The following is a 26,242-nucleotide window of genomic DNA, read 5'->3' as shown; positions in this document are numbered from 1 at the left end:
TCGATCAATTGCCGCTGTTGCTGTAGGTGCGGAGGAAGAGCTGGATGTCCTTCACGCTTGCAGCGAAACGGTTCAGGCCCTCCTGCTCGTTGTTGAGCAGCGTGTAGGCGGGGATCACGATCTTCCATTGGCCATTCCATACGCTGCGGCCCACGAGCCGGGAGTTCGTGAACTCCGCTGGAACGCTGCCGTAGAAGAAGGACGGATCATCCACCGCACGGAAGGCCTGGTGCTTGCGGACGATCCAAGGCTTCTCGCTAAGAGTGCCATTCGCGCTGAAAAATTGCGTCGAGTTGAAGTCGTTCGCGCCAAGGTTAAAGGGCAGCGGCAGGGCTTGGTCTTCCACCTTCCATGACCGCAACGTGTTCGTGTCTCCAAGCGGCGGGGCCAACATGTAGTCGAGCCCGCAAGGAATCACATACACATAGGGTGTCGCGCTCAAGGCATTCGTCGCGCCGGAGGCAGGAGCACCTGCCTGCTGCTGGCCGGCCGCATAAGCATCCATGCCCGCGTAACCCGGAAGCGAGATCCCGATGTCGTAGATCTTCGTCGCGAAGTTACTCGGCGTGAAATTGTGGTCTCCTGCCGCCAGATCCAGACCGAAGAAGTTCTTGCCGTGCTGGATGGTAGTGCTGAAGGGGATCACGATGCCCGGAACCGGTGTGCCATCCGGCTTGCGGATGTTCCGGCAGAAGCTGGCCACATCCGGATCGCTCAGGACGTTCGCCTTGATATGTTGCTCCAGCGTTTGCTGCCACGCCTCATCATCACCGGTCAGCGACTGGTCGGTGCGGATGCGGAAAAGTTCGCCGCGCAGCGAGAAGACGGTGCCATTGCGGTCGGGATTATTGATACCCAGGCGACCCTCCGCCACGGAGAAGTCGGCATTCAACTTCGCCATCGATCCCGCCAAGCCGGCATCCCCGAGCGAGCTGGTGGTCAGCTGAGGCGTGCCATTGGTGAGATCTCCCAGCGCCCGCGAGGCCACGATGTTCTTGAAGACGCCCTGCCCCTGTGCCGAGCCGAGCAGGCCGGTCTCGTAGTCGTAGCTTTTCGCTGCCAGATAGCTGTAGCGGCTGGCGAGGTCGAAGAGGCTGCGATACTGCTCCAGCGCCTCGTTCCGGAAGAGGCGGAAGGTCACATCACGGGTCCGGTATCCTTGAATCACCGCAGCGGCGCGCTGGCGGAAGATCTCGCGGTTGGAAAGGATACTATTTCCCTTCGCCAGGACGTTGCTGACATTCTGCAGAGCGCGCTGGTGCTCGATGGACAGTTGCATGACCTCGTGCGCATGCGAGGTGTAATCCCGGTAGGCCGAAGCGAACTCAGCTGCGAGCTGTTTCTCCTCGTTGGAGAAGCCAAGCTGCTCAAGCGTATACTCCAGTTCCTGCTCCTCATTCAAGATCGCGATCCCGGTACCTCCTGCCGAAGCCTCTGCGGCGATCGATAGCACCTTCATCACCTTGGCGATGGTCTCTGCCGTGGCCTTGGCCGCACCACGAGCGGCGAAAGAAGGATCCGCCGCAAGCCCGACAATCTTCGGGAAGAACTCGGAGAGCGTATCGCCGACATCCTCGGCTGCTTCGGAGTTTGCCTCGAAGCCCGCGGCAGCGGTCTCCAAAGCAAGCTTCACACCCTCGAGAACCTGAATCTTGTCCCCGGTGGAATCCATCTCGGAGAGATGCTTTTCATGCATCGCGACCACATCATTGAAGACCAAGATCGACTGACGAAGGTTCGCGTTCTCCTTCAGGAGGTTCGTGCGGGCCTCCGAAAGCGCCAGCCAGCTTTGCTGGGCATCCAGCAGGGCGTCCTGCAACTCGCCCGTCTCAGGACGAGAACCCAGGCCGCCCGGCTTCCAGACATCGTTGTACTGGACATATGACGAGGGCTTGATCGTGACCGTGCGATTCGTCACCGCGGTCTGGGCATCGAGCCCCTTCACGATGTCATCGATGCGGTTCGACGTGAAGGCGCTGTATTCCTTCGCCTCGGGCAAGGTGAGCGTGAGGGTCGCGCTGGTATCCACCAAGTCATTCGGGCGATCCACGATATACCAGTGGAAGAGATCCGGGCCCTCGTAGCCCTGGGCATACAGTTTTCCCGCACCGACTTCCCCGGTATATGGACGACCGAAGACGCCCACGAGCTCATCCATGAAGGCGCCCTCTTGCTCCACGATCGAGGTGTTGAATTCATCCAGGCTGTTCTCCTGCGTGCGCAGGGAACCGGTCATCACCGCCGCTTGATTGAAGGCACCCGCCGCATTGTTCAAGGCCGTCACCGCACGTCCGGAGATCTGCTCGTAATGCGAAACGCCGTCCTCAAGGTCAGCTCGCGAGATGTCGAAGGCAATCGCATCCGGACTCAGACCGAGCGGATTGAGATGCGCATTCGCACTGTCCATGGAAGTCTGGAAGGACGATGCCGCGGTCGGCAGCGCCTGGAGTTCCGGCACCGTGCTACGGTCGATCTTCTGGATCCCCGTGTGGACATTATCCTCCACCGGCAGCAGCGAATTCACCACGGCCCAGTGGAAAAGCGCACCCTGAGCGCCACGGCTTACCCACTCGTCGAGGCCCTGACGGCTCGTGACCCCGGTCTGCGAATTCATCCCGCGGTTGTCACGGAACTGGCTCCATCCCTTGGAAGGCGAATCCACGTACTGCTTCCGCCAGGTCAGACCGACGATCTGCTCGGCGGTGCGGGCCAGGTTTCCGGCCGCGGACGCGAGCTTGCGCTCGTCATAGTAGTCCACCGTCACTGGTTGGCCCAAGACGGTCACGGCTTCTGCCCGGGGGGTCCAGGTGAAGTTCGGATTGCTCAGCAGCTTGTAGTAGTTCGACGCCGCCGTGAGGTAATGTCCGTAAGAGTCGCCGTGGCCCTGCGGGAACATCCGCTGCGCGTCCGCCTCATCGATCACACCATTGGCAGTCGTGCTGCCGACCTTTTCCTTGATGTTGTAATTCAGCGCGTAGATCGCCTCGCCGCTGTTGATCCCGCGGGTGTAGTTCCAATAGAGGCGGTTGTAGGCAGGCGCCGTGCTCACGCCCGGGCTCACGGAATCATCACGCCCGCGAAGGAGCGCCAACTCTTCATCCAGCGAACTAGCGACCTGCCCTTCGAAGGAGAAGCGACTGGTATTCACCGCAGCCGACCCATTCTGGTCATCCACCGAGATCGTCGGGTTCGCCGCATCCGCATATGCCTCATTCCCGAGGAAGGTGTAGAGGTCATTCAGGTATCCGGCGGCCAAGGTCAGCGCATTGTTCGCATCGGGATCGTTCGTGTTCGCATCGATGCTCATCGACTTCGCGCGATTGAGCACCGTCTCATAAATCGCGATAAGACCGACGTCGTTGATGTTTGAAAGCGTCAGCGCGACATCCCCTTCCCAGCGCGTGCCCGCCTGTGTCAGCACGCTGACATCCGTATTCACGGAGCTGTTGTAGAGATCCTTCACGCGCTGCTCGAAGGGATTGATCGCTGCAAGCACGCGTTTCACCCAACCTTCCACCAGCATCGGCTGCATCCAGCGCGACCAGGTCTCGGAGCCCAGCACATTGTCCGCCGAAGCCTTCGGCTTGTAGCGCACGGTGAACCAACGGTCGTTCAGGACGAAGGGAGAGCCGCCAAAAGGATTCAGCGGGGAGCCACCGACGATAGCCAAGTTCGTATTCTTCCCTTCCGGGTCGGCGGCCGTCTGCCAGACGCTTCCGTTCTCCACGGCATCTTCCTCAGTCGCTGCTTCCAGGCGGAAGTCCAGCGTGCTGTTCACGTTTGGATCCGCGCTACTGTAGATCGCCACTTCGATCGTGTTCTGTCCAACGGTGAAATAGCTGGATGGCACCGCGAACTGCAGCGACAGCCCTGCTGGGGAAAGACCGCTGCTCGCATTCACTAGACCGAACAGAGCCTCCGGCGCGCGGTAAGCCACCGCCGGTGTGCCATTCACATAGAATACGAACCCATCCTGTGTTCCCACCGAGGCACTGAAGAAAATCTCGCCGGGCACGCCTTCGGAGAAATCGACGCCCGACTCCGACTTGAGGACGAGCGTGGGCAGACCCGCGTTCTTCTCCTCATTCGTGTAACCGTCCGGCCGGACATTCTGGTTCCGTGGCAGATCAAAGACCGGAGCGTTCGTGTATTGCTCCGCCACCGGCCTCATCGCTCCGGGATCGGAGACGATTTTCCAACGGTGGGTATTGTCCGCAGGATTGCCAATCCGGGTGTTGATCGTGGTCTCGTAGACCGCGGGAGCCGTAGCCGCACCAGTGGTCCAACGCCACTCGAATTCATAGTCCTCCGGCTTGCCCGCGAAGTCACCGCTGTGACGCAGCGTTACCTGCTCATCAAGCGGGTTGCTTGAGCTAATGACCTTCAGATCGCCCGTATAGAGTTGCGGCGCCACCTTGAAGACCTTCACCTGAACCGGGTCTTCCTCCGGCGCGAAGGCATCACCATTGCCAAAGACCATGGTCACAAAACCGGTGCCTTGCCCGGTCGCCGTGACCGCATAGCTATCCACCGCCGTTTCCGGGCTATCGATCACCGTGAGGTCGTTCTCACCGACGTTCACCGTCTTCGTTTGATCGACGATATAGGTGCCCGCAACTGCCGGATTCTCCTTGAAGGTCTCCACCTGGGTGGCCAGCGCATCAATGGCCGTGTTCCATTTCGACTTGTTGGCGTCGCTGGAATCGGCGAGCCCCTTCAGGGCCTCTTCATCGCCCGCAGACAGGAGGTTCAGATCGAGGTAATCTTCTCCCGCCGGTTCATCGTGGAAGCTGCCGAGCAGGACCAATGTGCCTTTCGCCCCGCGCGAGGGGTCGAGGTAAAAGCGCTCCTGGAGGTGCGGCGGCAAGCCTTGGAAGTAGACCTTGCCCTGATCCGTGGTGGTGGCAATCGAAGCCGGGATTTCCGCAAGCCCCACGGCGGCTGCATCGAGCGCCACCGTCTTCTCACGCGTGGGGTCGTGCAGCGTCACGCTGGTCTTGCTAAGTCCGGTCGATGTAGCGGCCTTCGCAATGGACTGCTGATAGAGGATCGAAGCGGTAGCCTGGCCGCGGACCTGCGGGAGGCCGAACTTCGGCAAGGTGAGCGTCTCCGCGACACGAAGCTCCGCAGCCTGCGTCGGCCAGGCAGGCCGATAGATGATCGCGAGCGGCTGATCCTGCTGACCATTGTCGATCAGGCCCAGGTTCAGGGCTTGCCCGCTGCGGCCGGGATTCCGGAGGAAAGGAAGGATCGTCCCGGCGGATGGCTGCGGCGTCTGGCCGGGGATGAAGAAGCCGTCCTGCATCACGTAGTACAGCTTCATCGTGAGCGTGGGCGATCCCGCATCGTGCGGCCCGCGGTGGACCCAGGTGAAGCCCTTGCGGTCCTGGAAGGTGAAGCCGCGGTAGGCATCGTCTTCCGCCACGGTGGCGTTCGCCGGAGCATCCGCACCCACGATCTCGAGATCCTTCGAACGCAGGGTCGTGCCCGATCCCGTGAGGGGGAGCGGCAGCAGCGGCAGCGGGTAGGGCTTCACCAGCAGCGTGCCCGCGGTGGAGACGTAGTCGAAGTTGTAGGTGGCATTGGATCGCACCACCTTGTAGGCGTGCATCGCAGGACGCTTGTCCGCAGGGTCGGTGTAGGCCACCAGCACGCAGGGCTGGGAGGTATAGCTGCCACCGCTGGTGACATTCAAATCATCCCGCAGGGCATAGGCACGCCCGCCAAGCATCAGGGCATGCTCCTCGTTCGGGTTGTAGCCCGCCCTGGTGGAATCATTCTGATAGTAGACGAAGCCGGTGGACTCCGCCGGAGGCAGGTCGTCCGTTCCGACACCCTTCGCGATCACGATCTCCGGTGAGGTGGAAGCCGGGAAGCCGATCGTGTAGCGTCCGATCTTGCCGGGCACATAGAGGTCCTGGAATGCCGAAGAGGGGGCCTTGATCTTCTTGTACCACCGGACCGTCAGGCTACTGTCGCCAGGCCGTGCATTCACCGGAATGATTGCCCCGAGGTTGGCCGCGGGAATCCCGGAAACCACGGGATTGATATAGCCGGCGGGATAGTAGCCCGTGCCGGAGGAAATGAAGCCCGCATTCTCATGGCCAGCCGGTGCCTGCAGACGCGTGCCAACCGTAGCGCTCGTATTGATTGCAGCCAGAAGGTCGGATTGCACCGTGTGAACCAAGGGGCCATTGAGGCCGGGCACCTGCTGGGAGATCACGTATTGGGTGCCGTTCAGGATCGCCACGATCGTGGCCGTCCCATTGATCCCCGCGCCGCTCACTACCATGCCGACCTCAAGCTCCGCGGTGGATGACACTGTCACCACAGTTGTATCCGGATCCGGAGGACTTGCCGGAGTGGTCGCCGCGAGTTCCTTCTGCCGGGACTCCGCTTGCGAGTAGATGTTCACATACCAGGTCTCCCCGTTGCCGTTGAATTTCAGCAAGGCTCTGTTGCGCTGGTCCGCCCCGGGATTCACATGGAACCGCTGTGTGTTCACATCGAGCGCCGCCTCGGTCTGGCTCGCGTCATCCTGATAGACCAGTTGCGGCATCACTCCACTTGCAAAGCTGATGCCGGTCTCCGGCGTGCTACCGCTGCTATCGACCGTATAGTGGGCGTAGTCTGCCAGATTCGGCGACCACCGCAGCCAGTAGCGGTCCTGGTGGTGCGGCCACTTGATATTGAAATCACCCGCTTCCAGCCAGTAAAAGACCACCTTGTTATACGCCTCGTTTGGCGAGGATGGCGATCCGTCATCCGGATTGTTCGCCGGACTGGTTTCCTTCTCTGCGAAATAGGAAAGCGTCTGATCCGGCCTTACCACGGTCCCATAGTAGCTGCCTCCGCTCTGCTGGTTGCTGAGCACCGGGGACGGCACGAGGCGCGTGTCTCCATTCCCGGACACGATCTCCTTGCCCAGATGGATGGATGGATAGCCCACGCTCGCGACGCGCTTCATTTCCACCACTTCCGTTCCCACGAATTCGTAGGTTCCTGTCGCGGAGCGGACGTTGCCGAGATATTCCACCAGCAAGCGGCCTTCCACATTGTAGGCTTGGAGCTGGCCGACACCGTTGAACTTGTTAAACGAAAGCGTCGTGAGATTCGGAGAAGCGGGACTGTTTCCCGGAATCGAGACTTCTTCAGCGACCGCCTTGGGCACCTGGCTATTGTAGACTGGATTCACCGTCGTGATCCGTCCGTCGGTGATCTGGACCTTCGGGCCATCAAAGGTGCCTTCCGTCCAGAAGATCGTACGGATCGGGCGGGACGTGTTCGCGGATACGGCGAAGGTTTCATCCCTCACGCCGTAGTTAGCGCCGTCCGGCACCCGCGTCACCCACTTGATTTCCACACGGCCCGGCTGGTGGGCGAAGACCTTCTCCGCGTGCGGACTGTAGTAGAACGATGTCGCAGGGGTAATCGGGAAATTCGTGGCGGAACTGACGCTGTTCGACGAATTCGCGGCCAAAGTCACCGTATTTCCCACCACCCGCGTGACGGGCTGGCCGAGCAAGGAGGAACCAACCACGAGCTCTGCGGGAACGCTGGCTACGGTGACCGTCGTACTATTGATCGACGCACTGGTCACGCTGACCGTGCCCAATGGAATGGGAGTTCCGTAACCGGCGATAATTTCGCCCGGCAACACCGGCTGCGGCCGCCAGTAGTTGGCATCCGCAGGGGTCACTCCGTCCGCCTTCACCAGCGGCGGCACGATGATGTCGCCCAAGGCATAGCGCGGTACACCCGCGGCAAATGTATTGCCGATCGATGCCTTCTGGAGAACAAGGGTATTCGCCGCGTTCGACGGAAACCGGTCGGCGAAGGTCGATGAAGTGGAAATCGGACCTGCAGCACCCGACAGCGGTGCCACCGAAGAAAACTGGCCGGAAGAAGGCGCAGGATTCGGCGCCGTGGGCACCGGGCCTTGGTGGAGATTGTTGAAGTTACCCGACTTCAACTCGTACTGGGCCCGGGCCGAGCCCGTGGCGCAGAGCAGGGCACATAGCCCCATGAAGAGTATCCGCGTTCGTTTCATGGCGGGCGGGAGATAGGAGGTTCAGCCCCGGAGCAAGGGAGCTTAGCGAGGACCTGCGGCGATGAAGGAGAAGCCCGCGCTGTCACTGCGGCCCGAATCATCATCGTTCGGCAGCTCGATCTCCACCGTCGTAGGGCTCATAAGCGTGATCTTCGCGAAGGTTCGTTCCGCGCCTACTCCTTGGATCGGATTAAACGTGAAAGCCGGCATCTCGCTGAACGCGGTGTTGAAGACGATGCGATAACGGCCGGTAGAGATCCGCAGGAGTTTGTAGCCCGATCCCCTCAGTACCAACGATTGGCTCAGGGGGGCTTGATATTCGACATTCGTGGCGGCACTGCCCAACCCGGTGAGGACACCGCGGACAATGCGGAGATCTTCCTCGCCTACCGTTACCCTCTTGCCACCCAGCGCCATTTTCCCTGCCGCAGTGATCGAAGCCACCACACCGACATCCGAGGAAGAGTCCTTCGCCCGGGCAAGGAACTGGAAGACATCATAGCCATCTCTGGCATCGACACGGAAGACACCGCCCTGGGCAGTCCTCTCATACGATCCTCCGAAGCGATTGGACGGAGAGTCGTTGAGTCCGAAGTTAATCAATCCACTTGTAGTCTCGATCCCCATGCCCCCGTTGTAGAGACCGCGAATATTGACCAATCCGCCGAAGGAGCCTGGACCGCCCACATGGATGCCCGGCTCGGTGCTGTCCCCGCCTCCCGGCGAGTCCTTGAAGTAGAAGGTATTCGAGCGGTAGCCGAGGTAGTCCTCGCTGACGCCATTATGAGAGAAGCTGATGAAGTTGCCATCTCCTCCAAAATTGGTGTCGGTCACGGGAAAGCCACCCTTCATCAGCAAGCCGCTGGTGTAGGTCTGGCTGGTCACATACAGGTTCCCCGAGGATCCGACGCTCGATCCTTGGATCAGTCCGCTTGCCCGGATGTTGCCCGAAACATCGATCTTCTCCCCGGGGTTGGTCAAACCCACGCCAAGATTGCCGGCAGCATTGATCCGGATGCGTTCAACTCCGTCATTCCGGAAGGTGAGGGTTCCATCGGAAGGAGAAAAGAGGCCGCTGTCGTTGTCACCTACCGTGTGGAAGGTGAATCCGGCATCCCCCCTCGCCGCCACGGTATCGTTACTGACGAGTTTGCCACCGGTGATGGTGCCGCTCGCCTTGATGTTGCCGAGCACATCCAGCGCTTCCGTGGGACTGACCACACCGCCCACGCCGATTTTCCCGTCGTTGGTCCAGCGTAGCGCCGTCTTTTGTACGGCACCATTCACGGAGCCCAGCATGCCACCGTTGTATCCGTAGAGCACCGGGCCATCCAGATTCACCCCGTTGAAAGGTCTGCCAGTGCCATACCAGCCCAGGCCGTGATTGGGATCCCGCAGGGTCAGGTCGGTCCCGGCCCGCACCGAATCCGCGGTCGCCGCCCGCACTGCGAAAGCCGTCGAGATGAGCCGCTGCCGCGGCGTAATGGGAGTGTCCGCGCTAACCAGATTGTTGTCACCATTATCGACCACGATCTCGAGGTAGCGATCGGAACCCGCAAAGACGTCCAGCAAGGAGGGCCGGGGGTTCTCGGGTGAGCCGTTGTAAGAAGCGGCAATCCCCTGACCCAGGATGACGCTGAAGTCACCATTCGAAAGCGTGACGGTTTGTTCTTCCGACCAGATGCGGTTGCCACCCGTAGCCGCATCGAAGATGCGAAAGATGATCTTGCGGTTGACCGGCGTTCCGGTGCCCAGACCGGTGCCGGAGCTATCCACCACCCTGCCCTGATAGCTCATGAGGGCGGGCACCTGCGCATGGAGCAGGGAGGCGGAGGAAAGGAGAATCGCGAGGGAGAACGCGGAAGAGGTTTTCATGGTGGGGTGTGCTGGAGGAGGAAAAAGAGGGTGAAAGAGCGGTGGATTACGGAAGATGAAGGGTGCCGAGTTCGTTGGCGCGGCGAAGCTCGAAGGTCCCGGTAAGCGTGGTGGGATTGCGGTGCAGACCGGTGATGGTTTCCTCGTAGGTACCCCCGATCGTGTTGCTGCCCCAGCCGCTTGGTTGGCTTCCCGGCAAGGGCGAGGCGGTGAAGGTGAACGTGCAGGTCCGCGTCACGTTGTAGCTTTCCACACCGGCACCCACCGCTTGGCCGCGGGCGTTCTTGTTGTCGTGATCCGGGTGGTACTGGTGGACGAACGGATTGGTCGGATCGTTGAAGGGAATCTGGATCGTGCGGGTCAGGGTATCGCCCAGGGCCACGCTACCACTGCCACTGCTGAGCACGCGGTCCAGCGGCATATGTGCGGCCACCAGGCGCTGCGCGGTAGCCAGCGAGGAGCTATCCAGCAAGGATTCCTCCGTGCAGATGCCAAGGTCATGGGCACCTGCCGCCAGTTTCCCGATGAAGACCTTCGAGAGCAGGCTGGCAGTGCCGTCATCGGCTACATGAAGAAGCGTGCGCAGCGGAAAGGACGCCGGGGTGTTCCCCGTCGCCGTGGAGGCATTGCTGACTTGGTTCAGCGTGATGTCCCCGATCCAGAGTCCTGCGAGGGAGGACTTCGTGGCGGAGGACGGCAGGTAGATGTCCATCAGGCCGCCGCTGTCGGTGAGGCGAAGGAAGGAGGCGAAGTAAGCATCGGCAGGCTCGTCGGCCATGGAAGCGCGGTCGATGCCGAAGGACACTTCGATCGTGGTCTGCGGGGCGATGACTTCTTGGAAAGCTCCCGTGATCGGCGTTTCTTCCCACTGAACTGCACCCGTATTGAAGCTACGGCGCGTGAGTGGTACCGGACCGGTGATTCCCTGCTGGCCGAGCGGTGCGGCCTCGCTGCTGACAGGAGAAAACGTCACGCTCATCGGCGCGGAGGTCCGGTTCCGGATACGCGCACTGACAATCGAGCCGGAACGGCCGAAGGTAAGTCCCTCCTCCGTGCTCAGGCTGACTTCAAGCGGGGCATAGAAGTTCCCCACCACGTCGGCAGAGAACCAATAGGCCTTGGTGCGGTCGAGCCGCTCGGAAGCCGGGGAGAATATCTGCAGGGGATTGCCCGCCCCCAGGTCACCGCCGACGTACTTGAAGATGCGGGTATTCGCCGCCGTCGCGATCGGGAAGGAAGCAAAGTAGCTGCCCATCAGCGGCGAGCTCCCTCCGCTCTGAAAGGCGGGGAAGCCCATCAGGTTCGCCCCGCTACGCACCCATTTGTTCGAGGGCGGGCGGGGGGACTGCAGGATAGGAACGGAGTAGCTGTTAGAAGCCGTGCCGCTGCACTTCACCAGATAGGAAGCCTGGCCGCTGAGCAGGGACAGCGAGCTATTTGCCGCGTCGCCACGCTTCCAAACGGACCACTCCGGGGTCCCGGCGGAAGGGATCAGCGGAGACTCCGTGAACTGGACCTGCTCGGGATTGGGATTCCAGCGCCAGACCTCGAGAACCTCCGTAGGCAAGAGGGTTTCCAGCGGCTGGTAAGTCGCATCTCCGGAAAGGTGGATGGCATTCCAACCACCCTTCAGGCTATAGGTTGTCGTTTGCCACTGCGCGAAGGCGCTGGCGGCGGAGAGGAGAAGAAACGCGGGGAGGAAAAGAGCAGGAGATTTCATCGGACGGTCAGTCGATAAAGCTGGCGGGTGCTGGAACCGGCGGCACTGAATGCGGAGACGACGCCCACCTCCGCAGCCCGCCAGCTCTGGGTCCCGGCGACAGGTTGTCCCACGGAGAAGGGAATGCGGGTCCACGTCTTCGCATCCGTGGAGGTCTCGATCGTGTAAGTCTTCCCGGTGATGGCGTAGAAGCCGAAGCGGACGCTGCTGGCGGTCTTCTCTTTGATATCGAGAGCAAAGCGTTCCGTCGCGTCCCCGGCGAAGGTGCCTGCGAGGTACTCGAGCCAGTTGCTGGTCCCGTCACCATCCAGATCGCCGTCCTTGTCGATCAAGCCGATCGGCCAATTGCCATTTTCGTCGGGATCTTTGCCCGCCTGATAGAGCTGCCACTGTTCCCAAACATCGGGCAGACCGTCGCCGTCGCTATCCTGCCCCAAGGTGAGGTCCAAGCGGACGCGCTCACCCCCTTTTCCGGCGGTCAGGGTACCAGCCACCTCAATAGGATAATAGCGGGCTCCGCCGATATCCACGGCCATGCTGAAAGCTCCCTGCGCCTCGAGAGCCTTTTCCGAATACAGGCTCGTGCCGCCCCGGTTCTGGTCGATCCGGACGTTCAGTTCATAATTCTGGTCCAGCCGTGCGCCGCTATTGATCGGCGTGCGTCCCAACTCTTGGCTTCCTTTGAAAAGGATGACGACAGCCCCGTCTGCCGAAATGGTCTGGCCGACTTGGTCGCGAACCGTTCCGTAAAGCGTGTAGGGAGGAGCCGGCGGAAAAGCCAAAGCGGGCGTCACACCTACAAGAAGGAATCCCACGGCCGCACAAAGCCGTGAATATAGCGGGCGTCTAACAGACGGCAACTGGGGAGGGAGCATGGGCGAGCAACGGGTTATGTTACTTTTCTAAATATTCAAGAAATATTAAGTATCGAAGCTGTATCATGAAGGTGAGGCTGTTCCCGAAAATCCGCGACAAAGCAAAAGCGGATGACCGGAAGTCCGGGTAAAGGGTTCACCTCCCGGTCTGACGGCCTCTTTAGGAAGAAAGCGACCCAGCTGTATTAGACTGACCCCTCGTCAACTTTTCCCGGGCGATCCGGAAAACGCGTACATTTGCGAAATAAGGAGAGGGGGGCGAACAGAGCGACTGCTTCGTGCCTCCTGACTTTCAGCTAACGGCAGCATTACCATTTCGCCGCGCTTTCCTACTACGTGATCGCGGAATGACTTCGGATTATCTCCGAGGTACCCCGAAGTTAGGCACCTGATGATTCGACAGGGTCGACTTAACGATTCTTTAGCGTCAGGAGACGCTCCCCTGCCCCACGCAGGATGCCTTCGCTCTTCGCGAAATGAAAACGGATGAGGTGATTCACCGGCTCCCGGAAAAAGCTGGATCCAGCGACCCCGGCGACGCCGATCTCCTTGATAAGCCACTCCGAGGCTTCGGTGTCGTTGGCAAAACCGAGCGAGGAGATGTCGAGCATCACATAATAGGCACCCTGCGGCTCGGTGAAAGGCAGGCCAAGCTCACGGAGATAGCCCAGGAAAATCTCCTTCTTCTCCGCATAGAGGTCGTGAAGTCCGGCATAATAGCGATCCGGCAACTCCAAACCCGCAACCGCCGCCTCTTGCAAGGGAGCCGCCGCGCCCACCGTCAGGAAGTCATGCACCTTCTTCGCCTGCGCGATCACTGCGGGTGCCGCCTGCACGTAGCCAAGACGCCAGCCGGTGATCGAGTAGGTCTTCGAAAGCGAATTGCACGTGATGGTCCGCTCGAAGGCCCCGGGCAGTGCGGAGAAATACACATGCTCGTGCGGCGCGAAGACGATGTGCTCGTACGGCTCGTCCGTGATCACGAACGTGTCGTGCTTCTCGGCCAGCTCCAGGATGTAGAGCAATTCCTCCCGCGTGAAGACCTTGCCGGTAGGGTTGGACGGGTTGCAGACCACGATTGCCTTCGGCTTCTGCTCGAAGGCCCTTGCCAGCTCATCGCGATCGAACGCGAAGTCCGGCGGTCGCAATGCCACGTAGATCGGCTCCGCCCCGGACAGGATCGCATCCGCGGCGTAATTCTCGTAGAAGGGCGAAAAGACGATCACCTTGTCCCCCGGATTACAGGCCGTCATCATGGCCACCATCATCGCCTCCGTGCTACCGCAGGTGACGACGAGGTGCTGGTCCGCCTCGATGTTCAATCCCGTAAATCGCGAGATCTTCCGGGCCAGGGCCTCACGGAAACGCGGCGCTCCCCAAGTCACCGCATACTGGTGGTGTGGTCCGCGGGTTGCCCGTTCCAAAGCAGCAAGCAGCTCCTCGGGCGGATCAAAGTCCGGGAATCCTTGAGCCAGATTGATCGCGCCATGTTGATTCGCGAGGCGCGTGGTGCCGCGGATGACGGACTCCGTGAAACCGAAAAGGCGGGTAGCGGTGGAAGGCATGAATTGGGGAAAATTTGGAACCGTGCGTTCAGGAATTCTCCGGGCGGGAGATCCGCTTCCAGATTGGAACGTCTTGTTTGAGGCGATCGATGGCATCGCCGAGGAACGCGAGCGCCTCTTTCCGGTGCGAACTCAGCACCCGAATGAAAAGGGATGCCTCGCCTACCGGCACCCATCCGGTGCGATGGATGAAATGCACCGCCGCGCAGGGATGAATCCCAGCCAGCGCTTCGAAGTGCCGCTCCAAGACCCGCCGCGCCATCGGCTCGTAGGCTTCATAAAAAAGACCCGCCAAGGCATCGCCATTCTCCAGCTCGCGGACGATCCCCAAAAACTCGACCGCCGCGCCGATCTCGCGCGAGGGCAGTTTCTCCGGAGGGGTGACAATCGCCTCCGCGGTGAAATGAATCTCGATCAACATGCTCAGCCTCCAGAAACCGGTGGAATGATTGCCAGCTCCTTCGCCGAACCGATCGGCGTGTCCCAGGTGACAAACTCACAATCGAGCGCCACGCGGAGCAGCTCCAAGCTCGCCTCCGGATTCACGCGCAGCAGCAGGGTGCGCGGCGTGTCCTCCGGCGAGCAGGGCAGCTCCTTGCTCGAAAAGCCGAAGGTGTCTTGGGACTGTGCGAAGGCCAGGACCGTAATGGGCATCGGCGAAAGCCATAGCCCGCCACCGCCCCGGCGGCGAACGGAATATCGAGCATCTATTCGCTTGTGCGGGCCCGGCTCCGCTTCTAGTGCGAATCCATGATTTCCCTGCAGGAAGCCCGCCGCATCATCACGGACTCGCTGGCTCCGCTGCCCGCGGTGAACCTACCGCTGGCGGAGGCCCTCGGCAGTGCGCTGGCCGCTCCGGTGCTGGCAGACGCATGGTATCCCTCCGGAGATCGGGCCACGATGGACGGCTACGTGATCCGCAGCGGCCAGGAAACGGGCGAATTTACCGTCGTGGGGGAACTCCAAGCCGGCTCCATCCCCGGGCAGCCGCTCGCCGAAGGCCAAGCGATCCGGATTTTCACCGGTGCCCTGGTGCCGGAGGGCGGCGGCATGGTTATCCCTCAGGAGATGGCGGAGCGAAGCGGAGACACCGTCAAAATCCCGATCTTTCCGGAGCTCCGATTCATCCGCGCAAAGGGTTCCGAAGCACAGCCCGGAGCCATTATCCTGCCCAGCGGTTCACGCCTCGGCCCTGCGGAACTCGCCATGCTTGCACAGGTCGGCGCAGTCCATCCATCCGTCGTCAGGCGGCCCGTCGTCCGACACATCGCCACCGGGGGAGAAATCGTGCCACCGGACCAAACACCACCGGAAGGCAAGATCCGCGATACCAACACCACCCTGCTTCACGCCCTCCTCGGCCAACAGGGCGTGAGCTCCGTTTCCTCCTCGCACTGCGCGGATGATCCCGCCGCCCTCGCAGACCTCTGCGCGGGACCTTGCGATCTCCTGCTCATCTCCGGTGGCGCGAGCGTGGGCGACTATGACTTCGGCGCAGAGGCACTCCGCCGCTGCGGCTTCACGATCCACTTCAACAAGGTGAACCTCCGCCCCGGCAAGCCGCTCACCTTTGCCACCAAGGGCTCGCAGGCCGCCTTCGTCATTCCGGGCAATCCCGTTTCGCACTTTGTCTGCTTCCATGTCACCATCCGCCTGGCCTTGGAGCTGATGTCGGGAATTGCACCCTCCTGGTCTTTCCTCGATGTCGAGTTGAGCGACGGCACGATCCTGAAAACGGATCCCCGCGAGACCTTCTGGCCTGCCCGCGTCGAGCCAGCGGACGGAGCGCTCACCGTTTCGCCGCTGCGCTGGTCCACCTCCGGGGATACCTTTTCCCTCGCGGGAACGAATGCCCTGCTTCAGGTCAACGAATCCTCGCCATCCGGCAATCGCGTGAAGACACTGCTGCTCGCCGCTCCTTTCTGATCTCCCGCCATGTCCGTGCCTGAATTTTCCCACCTCGACGCCGAAGGAACCGCCCGCATGGTGGATGTCGGTGCGAAGCCGGTGCAACGCCGCCTCGCCATCGCCGCTGGCTTTGTCGAATGCGCTCCCGCCACCGTGCAGGCACTGCGCGACAAGGCACTGCCAAAAGGCGACGTGCTGACCGTCGCCCGCATCGCCGCCATCCAAGCCGCGAAGCGCACCGATGAACTGATCCCACTTTGCCACGGCCTGCCTCTGGACAAGGTGGACGTCGACTTCGAGGTCCGCGACGACGGCGTGGCCATCCGCGCCACCTCCAGCACCTCGGCGAAGACCGGCGTGGAAATGGAAGCTCTCACCGCTGTCTCCGTGGCCGCCCTCACCATCTACGACATGTGCAAGGCCGTGGACAAGGGGATGATCATCGGCGGCATCCAGGTCATCGAGAAGATCAAGGAATGAAAGTCGCGCGCCTCACCCTGAGCGATCGTGCCAGCGCCGGTATCTACGAGGATCGTAGTGGACCGGAGATCGAGCGCGTCTTCAGCGAAGCGGAAAGCGGCCCCATCGAGTGGCTGCGCATCGTCATGCCGGACGAGCGGCCCGAGATCGAAGCCCTGCTCCGCCGCCTCGCCGATGAGGAAAAGTGCGACCTCATCCTGACCACCGGCGGCACCGGTCCCTCTCCACGCGATTTCACCCCGGAAGCCACCCGGGCCGTCTTGGAGCGCGAACTCCCCGGCTTCGGCGAGATCATGCGGGTCCAGAGCTTTGCCAAGGTGCCTACCGCCATCCTTTCCCGGTCCACCGCCGGGACCCGGGGCACGAGCCTCATCGTGAACCTGCCGGGAAATCCGAAGGCGATCGGCGAGTGCCTACCCCTCTTGATCCCCGCGATCCGCGAGGCTTTGCGGCATTTGCGGGAGTAATCGCAAAAAAATTCCCTCATCCGGCGTTGCTGGCACGGCCGGGAGGGTGGCTGGCCCCTTCCCCCAGGGGGAATTGTCTCCTTGTTTTGCCGTAATAGATGCGCTCAGGTGACGGATGGGTCAAAGCTAATACTCGGATTAATGGATCCAGCTGTTAGGTATGAAGCGGATTCCTGTCATACCTGATCCACAAGGCAAACCCTTGGCCACGGCCATGCTCTGTCGGTTTCGCGGGCAAGCTCCCCGCCAAAACCATACCGACAACCATGAAGACACCTGTGAATGCCATCGTCCTCAAGAGTGCCTTGCTCGCTTCCCTTCTGGGAACCGCGGCCTCCTACGCTGGAGACCCGCCGACCACCACGACCACGCCTGCTCCGGCAATCGAGACGGAAGATAACTTCTCCGGCACCCTGAACCTCGACTACAACTCCCACTTCATCTCCTACGGTCTGGATGTGTGGGGCGATGGCAACGACCTCGAGGGCCCTACTTTCAATCCTTCCCTCGAGCTTACCTGGGGTCTTCCTTCGAACTTCTCCCTCATCCTCGGCACCTGGTGGGATGTGAATGGCAAGGTTCCTTCCGCCATCGGCGGCAAGCTCCAGGAAATCGACGTCTGGGGCGGTGTCGGTTACAAGGTTGGCGATCTCAGCATCACCGCCCTCTACCAGAACTGGATCTACGGCAGCGGCAACGAGCAGATCGTGGATCTCAAGTTCGCCTACGATTGCTTCCTTAGCCCCTCGCTCGTGATCCACAACCGAGTCGATCCCGGTGCTTCCGGCGGTAACAACGGCACCGTGGTCGTGGCGGGTATCTCCCACTCCGTCGAGGCCGGCCCGGTGACTTTCTCCTTCCCGCTCAATGTTGCCTTCTTCGCGGATGACGACTTCCACCCGGGCAGCGTCGACAGCGGCTTGGGCTACGGCTCCTTGTCCGTGAATGCCACGCTCCCCCTCACCTTCCTCGGTGACAGCGCCGGCGAATGGAACCTCCACGGTGGCTTCAGCTACTACCTCACCGACAGCGATGTCGTGGGCAACACCCGCGCCGGTCGTCCGGACAACGACTTCTTCACGGCCAACATCGGCATCGGCTGCGCCTTCTAAGGCTCCCCCATTTCCTTGGTATCATAATCGGTTGCCGCGGGAAGGTCCGTTCCAGGATGCCTCCGGGAACGGGCCTTTTCGCCGCTGGCGACCGGATTGATGCCACCTCCACTGACCAACAACCCAACTTCGTCCCAAATCCAATGAACCGTTCCGTTTTCCAACGTCTCATCGCAGCCGCGGCATTGTCCACGGCCTTCGCCTCCCCCCTGGCCTCCGCCCAAGACACCGTGAAGGTGGGCGTGCTTCACTCTCTCTCCGGCACTATGGCCATCAGCGAAACCTCGCTGCGTGACGTGCTTCTCTACACCTTCGACGAGATCAACGCCAACGGCGGCGTGCTCGGCAAGAAGATCGAACCCGTCGTCGTCGACGGTGCCTCCAACTGGCCGCTCTTCGCCGAGAAGGCCAAGCAACTCCTCGAGGAAGACAAGGTGGCCGTGACCTTCGGCTGCTGGACTTCGGTGTCGCGCAAGTCGGTGCTGCCGGTCTTTGAAGAAAAGAAAGGCCTGCTCTTCTACCCGGTGCAATACGAAGGCGAGGAGATGTCCCCGAACATCATGTATACCGCTGAGGCCGTGAACCAGCAGGCGACTCCCGCCGTGGACTACATGCTCGCGGAAGGAAAGAAGAAGTTTTACCTGCTCGGCTCCGACTACGTCTACCCGCAGACCACGAACCTCGTGCTGCTCGAATACCTCCGCTCGAAGGGCGTGCCGCTCGAAAACATCGGCGGTGGCTTCCGCAAGGAAGGCGACGAGATCGTCTCCGCCGGCAAATACACCCCCTTCGGCCACACCGACTACCAGCAGATCGTTGCTGAAATCAAACAGTTCGCCGCCGGTGGCAACGCCTGCGTGATCAATACGCTCAACGGCGACACCAACGTCCCCTTCTTCAAGGAATACGCCGCTGCCGGCCTTACCGCCGAGACCTGCCCGGTCGTCAGCTTCTCGATCTCCGAAGACGAGTTCCGCGGCCTCCCCGCCAAGCAACTCGTGGGTCAGCTCGGTTGCTGGACCTACTTCCAATCGATCCGCACTCCAGCCAACAAGAAGTTCGTCGATGGCTTCCAGGCCTGGTTGAAGAAGACCTCCGTTCCCGGCATCGTGAAGGAAGGCCGCGTGACCTGCTCCCCGATGGTCCTGAGCTATGATGGCGTCTATCTCTGGAAGAAGGCAGTCGAGCAGGCCAAGTCCTTCGACGTGGCAAAGGTCACCGCGGAGCTTGAGAAGGGCATCTCCTTCGACGGCCCGGGCGGCACCGTCACCACCCAGAAGAACCACCACGTGACGAAGAACGTCTACATCGGTGAAACCCGCGCTGACGGCCAGTTCAAGATCCTGAAGGAATACAAGAACGTCGTCGGCGAGCCTTTCTTGAAGGGCACCTTCAAGGCCTCGGCGGCGAAGTGAAATCATAGGTCTCTCCTCCCCGAGGATTCGTGCCAACCCCTGTCCGGTGCATACGGGCAGGGGTTTTCCATTCCCGGGAAACGAAAGAGAAGCCCGACAACTCAGGGAATCGTGATCCTCACGCGTGCGAACTTCTTCGGCTCGCCGTTCGCAGGAATCACCACGGTAACGTCATCCGGTGCGCTTCCATTCTCCACCACCGTCATCGCCGCACTGCTGATGGCATTCTTGGAAACCACCACCGAGGTCCACGGCGTGCCGAGTTCCGTCGCGCTATCAACTTCGATCGTGTAATCCTTCGCGGCGTCCACCCGCTTGAAGGTCAGCACGAGATTTCCCGAGCTATCCAGATGGCTCGCAATCGGGGATCCACCGCTTCCATTCTCCGGCGAAGTGCCTGTCATGAACTCGACCCCATTTGGCATCCCGTCGCCGTCCGGATCTGCATCGGGCAGGCGATCCGGCCCCGTCAAAGACGGATAGGCCGCCAGCCAACCATCGTAGCCCTCGGGAATCGGCGTCACCGAGACCTGCCCGGAGCTGCCCGTTTCACCACCGGCATTCAATGCCGTCACGACATAGTAGTAAGGCGTGCCATTACTCAGCCCGGTATTCACGAAGCTCGTGGTCGAAACATTCCCCACCGTGCTGTAAGGCCCGCCGCTCACCGTCGAGCGCTTCACATTATAAGTCGTGGCACCCGGCGTAGCCGCCCAGCTCAAGCTCGCCTGCGCATCGCCCGCCGTCGCGATCAGATTGATCGGTGCCGAAAGCGTGGGCACACCATGGACCGCCAACTGCGCATAGCCGACCCAGCCATTCTCGGACCCCGGATTCGTGAAGTCGAATTTCAACGCCGCCACATTGGTCGCCAGGATCCCATTCGCCGCCGTCAGCGTGGATCGCGTCGTGGACTGCACTGCCGACGGATTGGATGGATTGTAGTTCACGGAACCCAGTGGCACGAAGGTCGTCGGCGTGGCCACCTTCGAATAGGAGACGGTGTAGGCCTGCTGGTCGCGGCCTGCATCCGACCATCCCCCATGGACGATGATCTTCGTAAGCGAATAGCCGCTGCCGCCCGCGGGCAGCATGTAGATTACCGAAGCGCCGGCTCCCCCGCCATTGCCACCGCTCAGATAGTTGATGCTGTTGTCGCCTCCTGTCGTCGGACTGATGGCAAGGCTGCGAGCCGTGGTCAGCGCGGCCAGCGTCCTGCCATTCGAGTTCAGGCTGAAATTCCCTGCCGCCGTGGATGGCATCATCCCCCGGATCACGCTGTCATCCGCGGTCAGCTTCCAACTCGGCTCGAAGGTCGTGTTTCCTCCGAGCCCCGTTTGCGCCGCCAGCGAGGTGATGACGTTGTTCACCGCAGCCGGGACATTGTTCACCGTGAGCTTGGCCGCAGCGGTGGTGACATTGCCCTGCGCATTGGTCACGCGCAGCTGATAGCTCGCGGCATCACTGGTCTGGAGGTTGCTGAGAGTCAGCATGGGTGACGTCGCTCCCGAAATATTGCTCGGCACGCCTCCTACGACTTTCTGCCACTGATACGATAGTGGCGCAGCTCCGACGACCGAAGCCGTGAAGCTCACCTGACCGCCGACCACATCGGTCGCCGTGGCTGGAGAGGTCTGCATCGTGACCACCGGCGCTGCCGGAGTGCCATAGACTGCAATCTCGGTGTAGCCGCAGTAGCCGTTCTCGGGTTCGGGATTCGCGAAGTCGAATCGCAGCGCCGCAACACTGCTTGCCAGCGGAGCAGCCGTGGCCGAGCGAATCGTCGACCGCGTGGCGGCTTGAACCGCTGAAGCATTCTCAGGATTGTAGTCTACCTCCGCCAGCGGCGTGAAAACCGTGGGTGAAGAAACAGTGGAATAAGAAACCGTATAGGCCTGCTGATCGCGGCCAGCATCCGGCCAGCCACCATAGACCACGATCCCGGATAGGCTATAGCCTCCCGAGGCGGTTCCCAGATTGTAAGTGACCGATTGGCCGGCACTGCTACCGCAGGTCACCTGCGATGCCGTCGCCCCACCCGATCCATAGACCGAACGCCCCACGCTACCATCGGTCAGCACGTTGGTGCTGTTCGTGAAATTCCCGTTTCCTGTCTCGGAGGGTGCTTTCGAAGCGATCAAGCTGCCCGGCACCACTTCCCAAGTGCTCTGGAAAAGAGCAGCTGCACTGCCCAGACCGGTCTGCGCCGCGTAGCTGGTGATGACATTATCCACTGCTGCCGGGACGGCGTTGACCGTGAGCTGGCTCACCGCACTGACCGAAACACCGGCACTATTGGTTGCCTGCAAGCGGTAGTATCCCGCATCAGCCAATTGCAGGCTGGAGAGCGTCAGCGTCGTGGAAGTGGCCCCCGCGATATTCGTCGCCTGTCCGTTGACGATCTTCTGCCACTGGTAGGCCGTCGGAAGAGCACTGCCAAATGCGGCCACGAAGCGCACTTCGCTGCCCACCACATCCACCGTCGTGGCGGGCGAGGTATCCGCGACAAGCACCGGGCTCTGGCTGGTCTGCAGCGGCGGGTTGAAGCTGATGTTGTCGATGAAGATCGTGTTGTCGCCACCGTTCAGGTTCGTTCCCTCGAAGCTCAGTTCATGATACCCGGCTGTCGCGGTGAAGCTCGCCGTCCGAGTGCTGAAAGTGGAGCTGCCACCCGTGTAGGACTGGATGACCGCGCCATCGACCTTCAGATCCCAGGTCTGCTGGTTCCCGGGTCGCTGCGCCGCCGCATAGGAAATCGTGTAGCTGGTCCCCGGAATGAAGCCCGTGATGATCTGTGTCGTCGTACCCTTGAACTGCACGAAGCCGACCTGGCTTCCTTCCGGAGCATTCGGGTTGTTGAAGGAGCTGCCATTGGCGGCGATGCCCGTCGCCGTGAATTTCCACGAGGCACCCGCAGGCGTGTACTGATGCCCGCCCCCCAGAGATGGCGCCTCGAAGCCGAGGTTGAGATTGCTGGCAGCCACGACGAATACCAGCGGAGCAGAGTCCGCAATGCTACCATCGTTGAAGAGCACGCGAGCAAATGCCGTGTGTCGGCCGCCCGTTACATTGCCCCATGCACAGGTATAGGGCGCGCTGCCAATCTCTCCGATCAGCTTTTTGCCGACAAAGAACTGCACCGCATCAATCGCATTGCCATTCGCGGTGACGGATGCCGTCAGGTTGACCGGAGCATAAGCCGGAAACACGGTATCGTTCGCCGGGCTGGTGAGAGCCACTACCGGCAGCACCGTCGAAAGTGAATCGCGCGGCGTGATGCTCACGTTGTCGATGAACACGCTGCGATCGCCGCCATTGATGTTCGTCCCGACGAAGGACAGCGTCTGGGAAGATCCCGTGGCGACGAAATTCGCCGTATGGGAAGTGAAGCTCGTGCTTCCCGGAACGTTGTTCGATTGGATGATCGAGCTGCCAATCTTCACATCCCAGGTCTGGCCGCCGTAACTGCCGCCGCGCTGGGCCGCGAGGTAGTTCAGCGTGTAGGCCTTGCCCGCGGTGAAGCCGGTGAGCGTCTGCGTGATCGTGCCGTTCTGTTGGATGAAGGCGACCTGCGAGCCATGCGGCGCATCCGGTGTCCCGAAGGCGCTGCCATTTCCCGCGATCCCCGAGCCATTGCCCGCCGTGCCATTGAAGGTCCACGAGCCTCCGGTAGGATTGTAGCGATACGCTCCTGAACCACCGCCGAGGGCGGGTGCCTCAAAGCTGAAATTCGGGATCGTGGGACCAGCGGTCGCGATCTGCACGTTGTCGATGAAGACCGTGTTATCCCCTCCCGCGAGATTCGTTCCCACGAAGGAGAGCGTGTGAAGGGCCAAAGTGGCGGTGAAGCTCGCGCCATAGGCGGTGAAACTCGTCGATCCTGCAGGGTTCGATTGGAGGACATTTCCATCCACCACCAGATTCCAAGTCTGGCCGCTTTGCGACCCACGCTGCGCGGCCAAGTAGGAGATCCTATACTGCGTGCCCGGAGTGAAGCCGGAGAAGGTCTGCGTCAGTGTGCCATAGGACTGGATGAAGGCTACCTGGCTTCCTTCAGGCGCGGTAGGACTTCCAAAGGCACTGCCATTCGTCGCAATCCCCGAACCATTTCCCGCTCCACCGCCGAAGGTCCAGCCGCCGGTATTGCCGGTCGGGCTATAGCGGAAGGTGCCGGAGGAAAGCCTCGGCGACTCGAAGCCACCGGCGACGGAGGAACCAAGCGCGCGGGCCTCCGCCGAGTTATTGCTCTCACCATTCGCGTTCACCGCGGTGACCACGTAGTAATAGGTCACGCCATGCGTGATCGAGGCGTCGGAGTAGCTTGTGCCGCTCACCGTCCCCAAGCTCGTGTAGGGACCTCCCGAGGTCGTGGAGCGCTTCACAAGGTAGCCTGTCGCACCGTTGCTTTCCCCCCACTCCAGTCTGATCCGCAAGCTGCTGTCCAAAGTGGCGGCAAGTCCGGCGGGCACCGGCGCATAAAGCTGATCAACCGAGACCACCACGCGGCGGTTCGTCTCTGTCAGCGCCCCGTTGCTGAGGTTCGTAATCGTCACGAAGAGCTCGAACTGGGCGGCGTAGAGCGATGGAGTGGCGGCCAGCGCATGGTAGTCCAGCAGCGCATTATTCGCCACTTGCAGCACGCCGGTAGTGCTGATCGAAAAGGTTCCCCCGGTGTTGCCACCGGTAATCGTGTAAACCAGCGCGCTGCTGTTCGGATTGTTAGCCGGCACGTTGCCGACGATCGTGTTGTTTGGCGCGCGCTCCGCCACGCTGAGGCGCGTGGGCTGTCGTGCCCCCGCCACGCTGCCGGAGATGGCATAGTAACCGAGGCTACCATAATCCGTGAAGCCATTGGTCAACGGGTCGTTCTTGCCGGCTCCCGTGACACGGAAGGTATAGGTGCCCGCCGCGAGTGTGGTCGTGATCGTGGAGGAGACATCGTCCTGCGCATTGGCCGTGGCAAGGACATTGCCCGAGGCATCCGCAAGAGTGGCCATCGTGGCCAGGTTTCCCCAGTCTCCCGGAGCCACCGGATCCACGCGCAAGCTCACCGCGCCTCCGGTGGTGGTGAATTGAAAAGCATCCGTGTCGGCGGTGCGTTCGATCACGCCCTCCGCAGATATCGTGTTGTCCGCTTTGATCTCGAGATAACGCGATGTCGCCAAGGTACTGCCGGTATCATCATTGCGATAGCCGACGTTGTTGTTCGTCGTGGTGATCGTCTGGAGCTGGTCCTGCTGCTGGTTGGCATTTGAATACTCGCCCTTCGCCCAAGTGGTCACCGCTTGATAGTAGCCGACACCCATGATCGGTGCCCAACCGGTCTCACCGCCACCGTGGCCGCCATAGTATTCACCACCGCCATTCTGACCTTGGTGGGCAAGACCCAGCGTATGGCCGACTTCATGCGAACCGACTTCCGCCGCTGCCTTGCCGACATTGTAGACCGACCAGCAGACCGTGTCGTTGCCCCAGTTCCAGGAGCCGAAGTATGCCACCCCCGCCGGCGTGATCGGCGTGGTGGTGTAGCAGCAGCGCTGACGGCTGGCGGCTGGCGCCGCGAGGAAGACATTGATGTCTGTCGTCACGTTGATGTTGAAGGGCATGTAGTCCTCCGCCACCCGCTTCCAGATGTCCTTGATCACCTCATTGCTGACGTTGGGCCGCGCATAAGTCACCCCTCCCCAGCCACTCGTGTAGCCGCCTGCGAAATCCAGAAGCATCACCGCTTGGGAGCCGGGATAGCTCTGCAGGGAAATGATCTCGTCATTGTGCTCGGGCACATAGTCCGGAACCTGATCCGGACGCAGCGGGACGATGTCATGCGGCTTGCCACAGGAGCATTTGGCTTCCTCAAGCATCGCAGGATCTGCCTCCGCCATGCCCATGCATACGACTTCGTCCAAACGGCGCTGCCAAAGCTCCGGCTCGCCGTTCGCTCCGGTCGGCTCGATGCGGTAGGCAGTCTCGCTGCCAGGGAACTCCACCACGCCGACGGCCTTGCCCGCCTTCCCTCCTTCCGGAGGTGTGATGAAGAAGAACTTTCCTTTCTCCGGAGCACTCAGCTCACCAGAGACGTACGAGACCACCGCGCCATCCGACTGGACGATCTTCACCACGCCCTCGGCCACGACTCCTTCCGTCAATTCGAAGCGGACCGGATCGCCCTCCTTCGCCTGGCTGAAGCTCTGGATAAAGCGCTCGTCCCAGGCACGCTTCGATTTGCCAGGCCCCTTTAAACCGGCGGCATAGGGATTCGTTGCAATATTCAGCTCCCGCGAAACAGCGGGTGTTGCGGGGGAAACCGCAGGAGAAATCGTATCGGCCTCCCTCGCAGTGACCTCGCTCTTAACGGCTTCACCAGTGATCAGGGTTTCTCTAGCCTTGCTGTTCCGCGGGGACTCCATCCCGCTGCTAGCTCCGCCCGGGGATACCTGTCGATGGTACTGCGCCCAGAAGAAGGTCCCGGCGCAAACGGACAGGAGAGCTCCGAGATAGAGCGTTCGGCGCGTGATGAGAGGAGAGGAAGACACGGGATTTCAGGCTAAGGGTTAGAATGCCTTTGGGTTCGGGAGACAAGCACGGCACACCCAAACCTTCGCCACATTCGCAAGCTGCGAACGGCCATGCCGTCGATCATGGGTGGATCGACAGGATGTCAGACAGGCGTCGGATTTTGGGTTTGGTTGGGTTTTCCGGCCCTCCGGGGCAAACGCGCCGGATTCCCAGATTGAGGCGTGTGGATAGCAGAGGACCACCCCCGCCGCCTACTAGG

At 61.2% G+C, this 26,242-nt stretch carries 13 protein-coding genes; 5 read left to right on the top strand and 8 right to left on the bottom strand.

From position 1 onward, the window contains the following. Positions 1 to 4 precede the first annotated feature (4 nt). From HHL09_RS14410 to HHL09_RS14380, 7 genes are all read right to left on the bottom strand, one after another. Positions 5 to 8,050, bottom strand: a complete 8,046-nt coding sequence (locus HHL09_RS14410) for a hypothetical protein (protein ID WP_169455328.1) — start codon at positions 8,048 to 8,050, stop codon at positions 5 to 7. A gap of 42 nt (positions 8,051 to 8,092) precedes the next feature. Next, positions 8,093 to 9,925, bottom strand: coding sequence for a DUF8740 domain-containing protein (locus HHL09_RS14405; RefSeq protein WP_169455327.1), 1,833 nt, complete (start codon positions 9,923 to 9,925; stop codon positions 8,093 to 8,095). 46 nt (positions 9,926 to 9,971) lie between these two features. Continuing rightward, complete coding sequence (locus tag HHL09_RS14400) at positions 9,972 to 11,645, bottom strand: hypothetical protein (protein ID WP_169455326.1); 1,674 nt, start codon at positions 11,643 to 11,645, stop codon at positions 9,972 to 9,974. Next, entirely contained in the window at positions 11,642 to 12,460 is an 819-nt protein-coding gene (locus tag HHL09_RS14395; protein ID WP_169455325.1) for a hypothetical protein, read from the bottom strand. The genes HHL09_RS14400 and HHL09_RS14395 overlap by 4 nt, the downstream gene beginning before the upstream one ends. 470 nt (positions 12,461 to 12,930) lie before the next feature. Further along, complete coding sequence (locus HHL09_RS14390) at positions 12,931 to 14,085, bottom strand: pyridoxal phosphate-dependent aminotransferase (protein ID WP_169455324.1); 1,155 nt, start codon at positions 14,083 to 14,085, stop codon at positions 12,931 to 12,933. A 28-nt stretch (positions 14,086 to 14,113) separates the two neighbouring features. Next, on the bottom strand, positions 14,114 to 14,506 hold the full coding sequence (locus HHL09_RS14385) for a molybdopterin synthase catalytic subunit (protein WP_169455323.1): 393 nt from the start codon (positions 14,504 to 14,506) through the stop codon (positions 14,114 to 14,116). Positions 14,507 to 14,508: 2 nt separating this feature from the next. Continuing rightward, positions 14,509 to 14,739 (bottom strand): MoaD/ThiS family protein, encoded by a 231-nt coding sequence (locus tag HHL09_RS14380; protein WP_169455322.1) that lies wholly within the window; start codon positions 14,737 to 14,739, stop codon positions 14,509 to 14,511. A gap of 96 nt (positions 14,740 to 14,835) precedes the next feature. On the opposite strand from HHL09_RS14380, the gene HHL09_RS14375 reads away from it, so the two are divergent. The 5 genes from HHL09_RS14375 (at position 14,836) to urtA (ending at position 19,467) form a co-directional block, all read left to right on the top strand. Next, positions 14,836 to 16,011 (top strand): molybdopterin molybdotransferase MoeA, encoded by a 1,176-nt coding sequence (locus HHL09_RS14375; RefSeq protein ID WP_169455321.1) that lies wholly within the window; start codon positions 14,836 to 14,838, stop codon positions 16,009 to 16,011. 9 nt (positions 16,012 to 16,020) lie between these two features. Then, positions 16,021 to 16,473 (top strand): cyclic pyranopterin monophosphate synthase MoaC, encoded by a 453-nt coding sequence (gene moaC / locus HHL09_RS14370; RefSeq protein ID WP_169455320.1) that lies wholly within the window; start codon positions 16,021 to 16,023, stop codon positions 16,471 to 16,473. After that, positions 16,470 to 16,940, top strand: a complete 471-nt coding sequence (gene mog / locus HHL09_RS14365) for a molybdopterin adenylyltransferase (protein WP_169455319.1) — start codon at positions 16,470 to 16,472, stop codon at positions 16,938 to 16,940. The genes moaC and mog overlap by 4 nt, the downstream gene beginning before the upstream one ends. A gap of 266 nt (positions 16,941 to 17,206) precedes the next feature. Continuing rightward, entirely contained in the window at positions 17,207 to 18,052 is an 846-nt protein-coding gene (locus HHL09_RS14360; RefSeq protein WP_169455318.1) for a hypothetical protein, read from the top strand. 143 nt (positions 18,053 to 18,195) lie between these two features. After that, entirely contained in the window at positions 18,196 to 19,467 is a 1,272-nt protein-coding gene (gene urtA, locus HHL09_RS14355) for an urea ABC transporter substrate-binding protein (protein ID WP_169455317.1), read from the top strand. A 101-nt stretch (positions 19,468 to 19,568) separates the two neighbouring features. Here urtA and HHL09_RS14350 read toward each other — a convergent pair whose 3' ends face one another. Further along, a complete protein-coding gene (locus HHL09_RS14350; protein WP_169455316.1) occupies positions 19,569 to 26,000 on the bottom strand; it encodes a DUF642 domain-containing protein in 6,432 nt (2,143 codons plus the stop codon). Positions 26,001 to 26,242 lie beyond the last annotated feature (242 nt).

Origin of the sequence: Luteolibacter luteus (assembly GCF_012913485.1) — a bacterium.
Lineage (GTDB): Bacteria > Verrucomicrobiota > Verrucomicrobiia > Verrucomicrobiales > Akkermansiaceae > Haloferula > Haloferula lutea.
The sequence above is the reverse complement of the archived record's forward strand: the minus strand, read 5'-3'. Positions and strand labels throughout refer to the sequence as shown.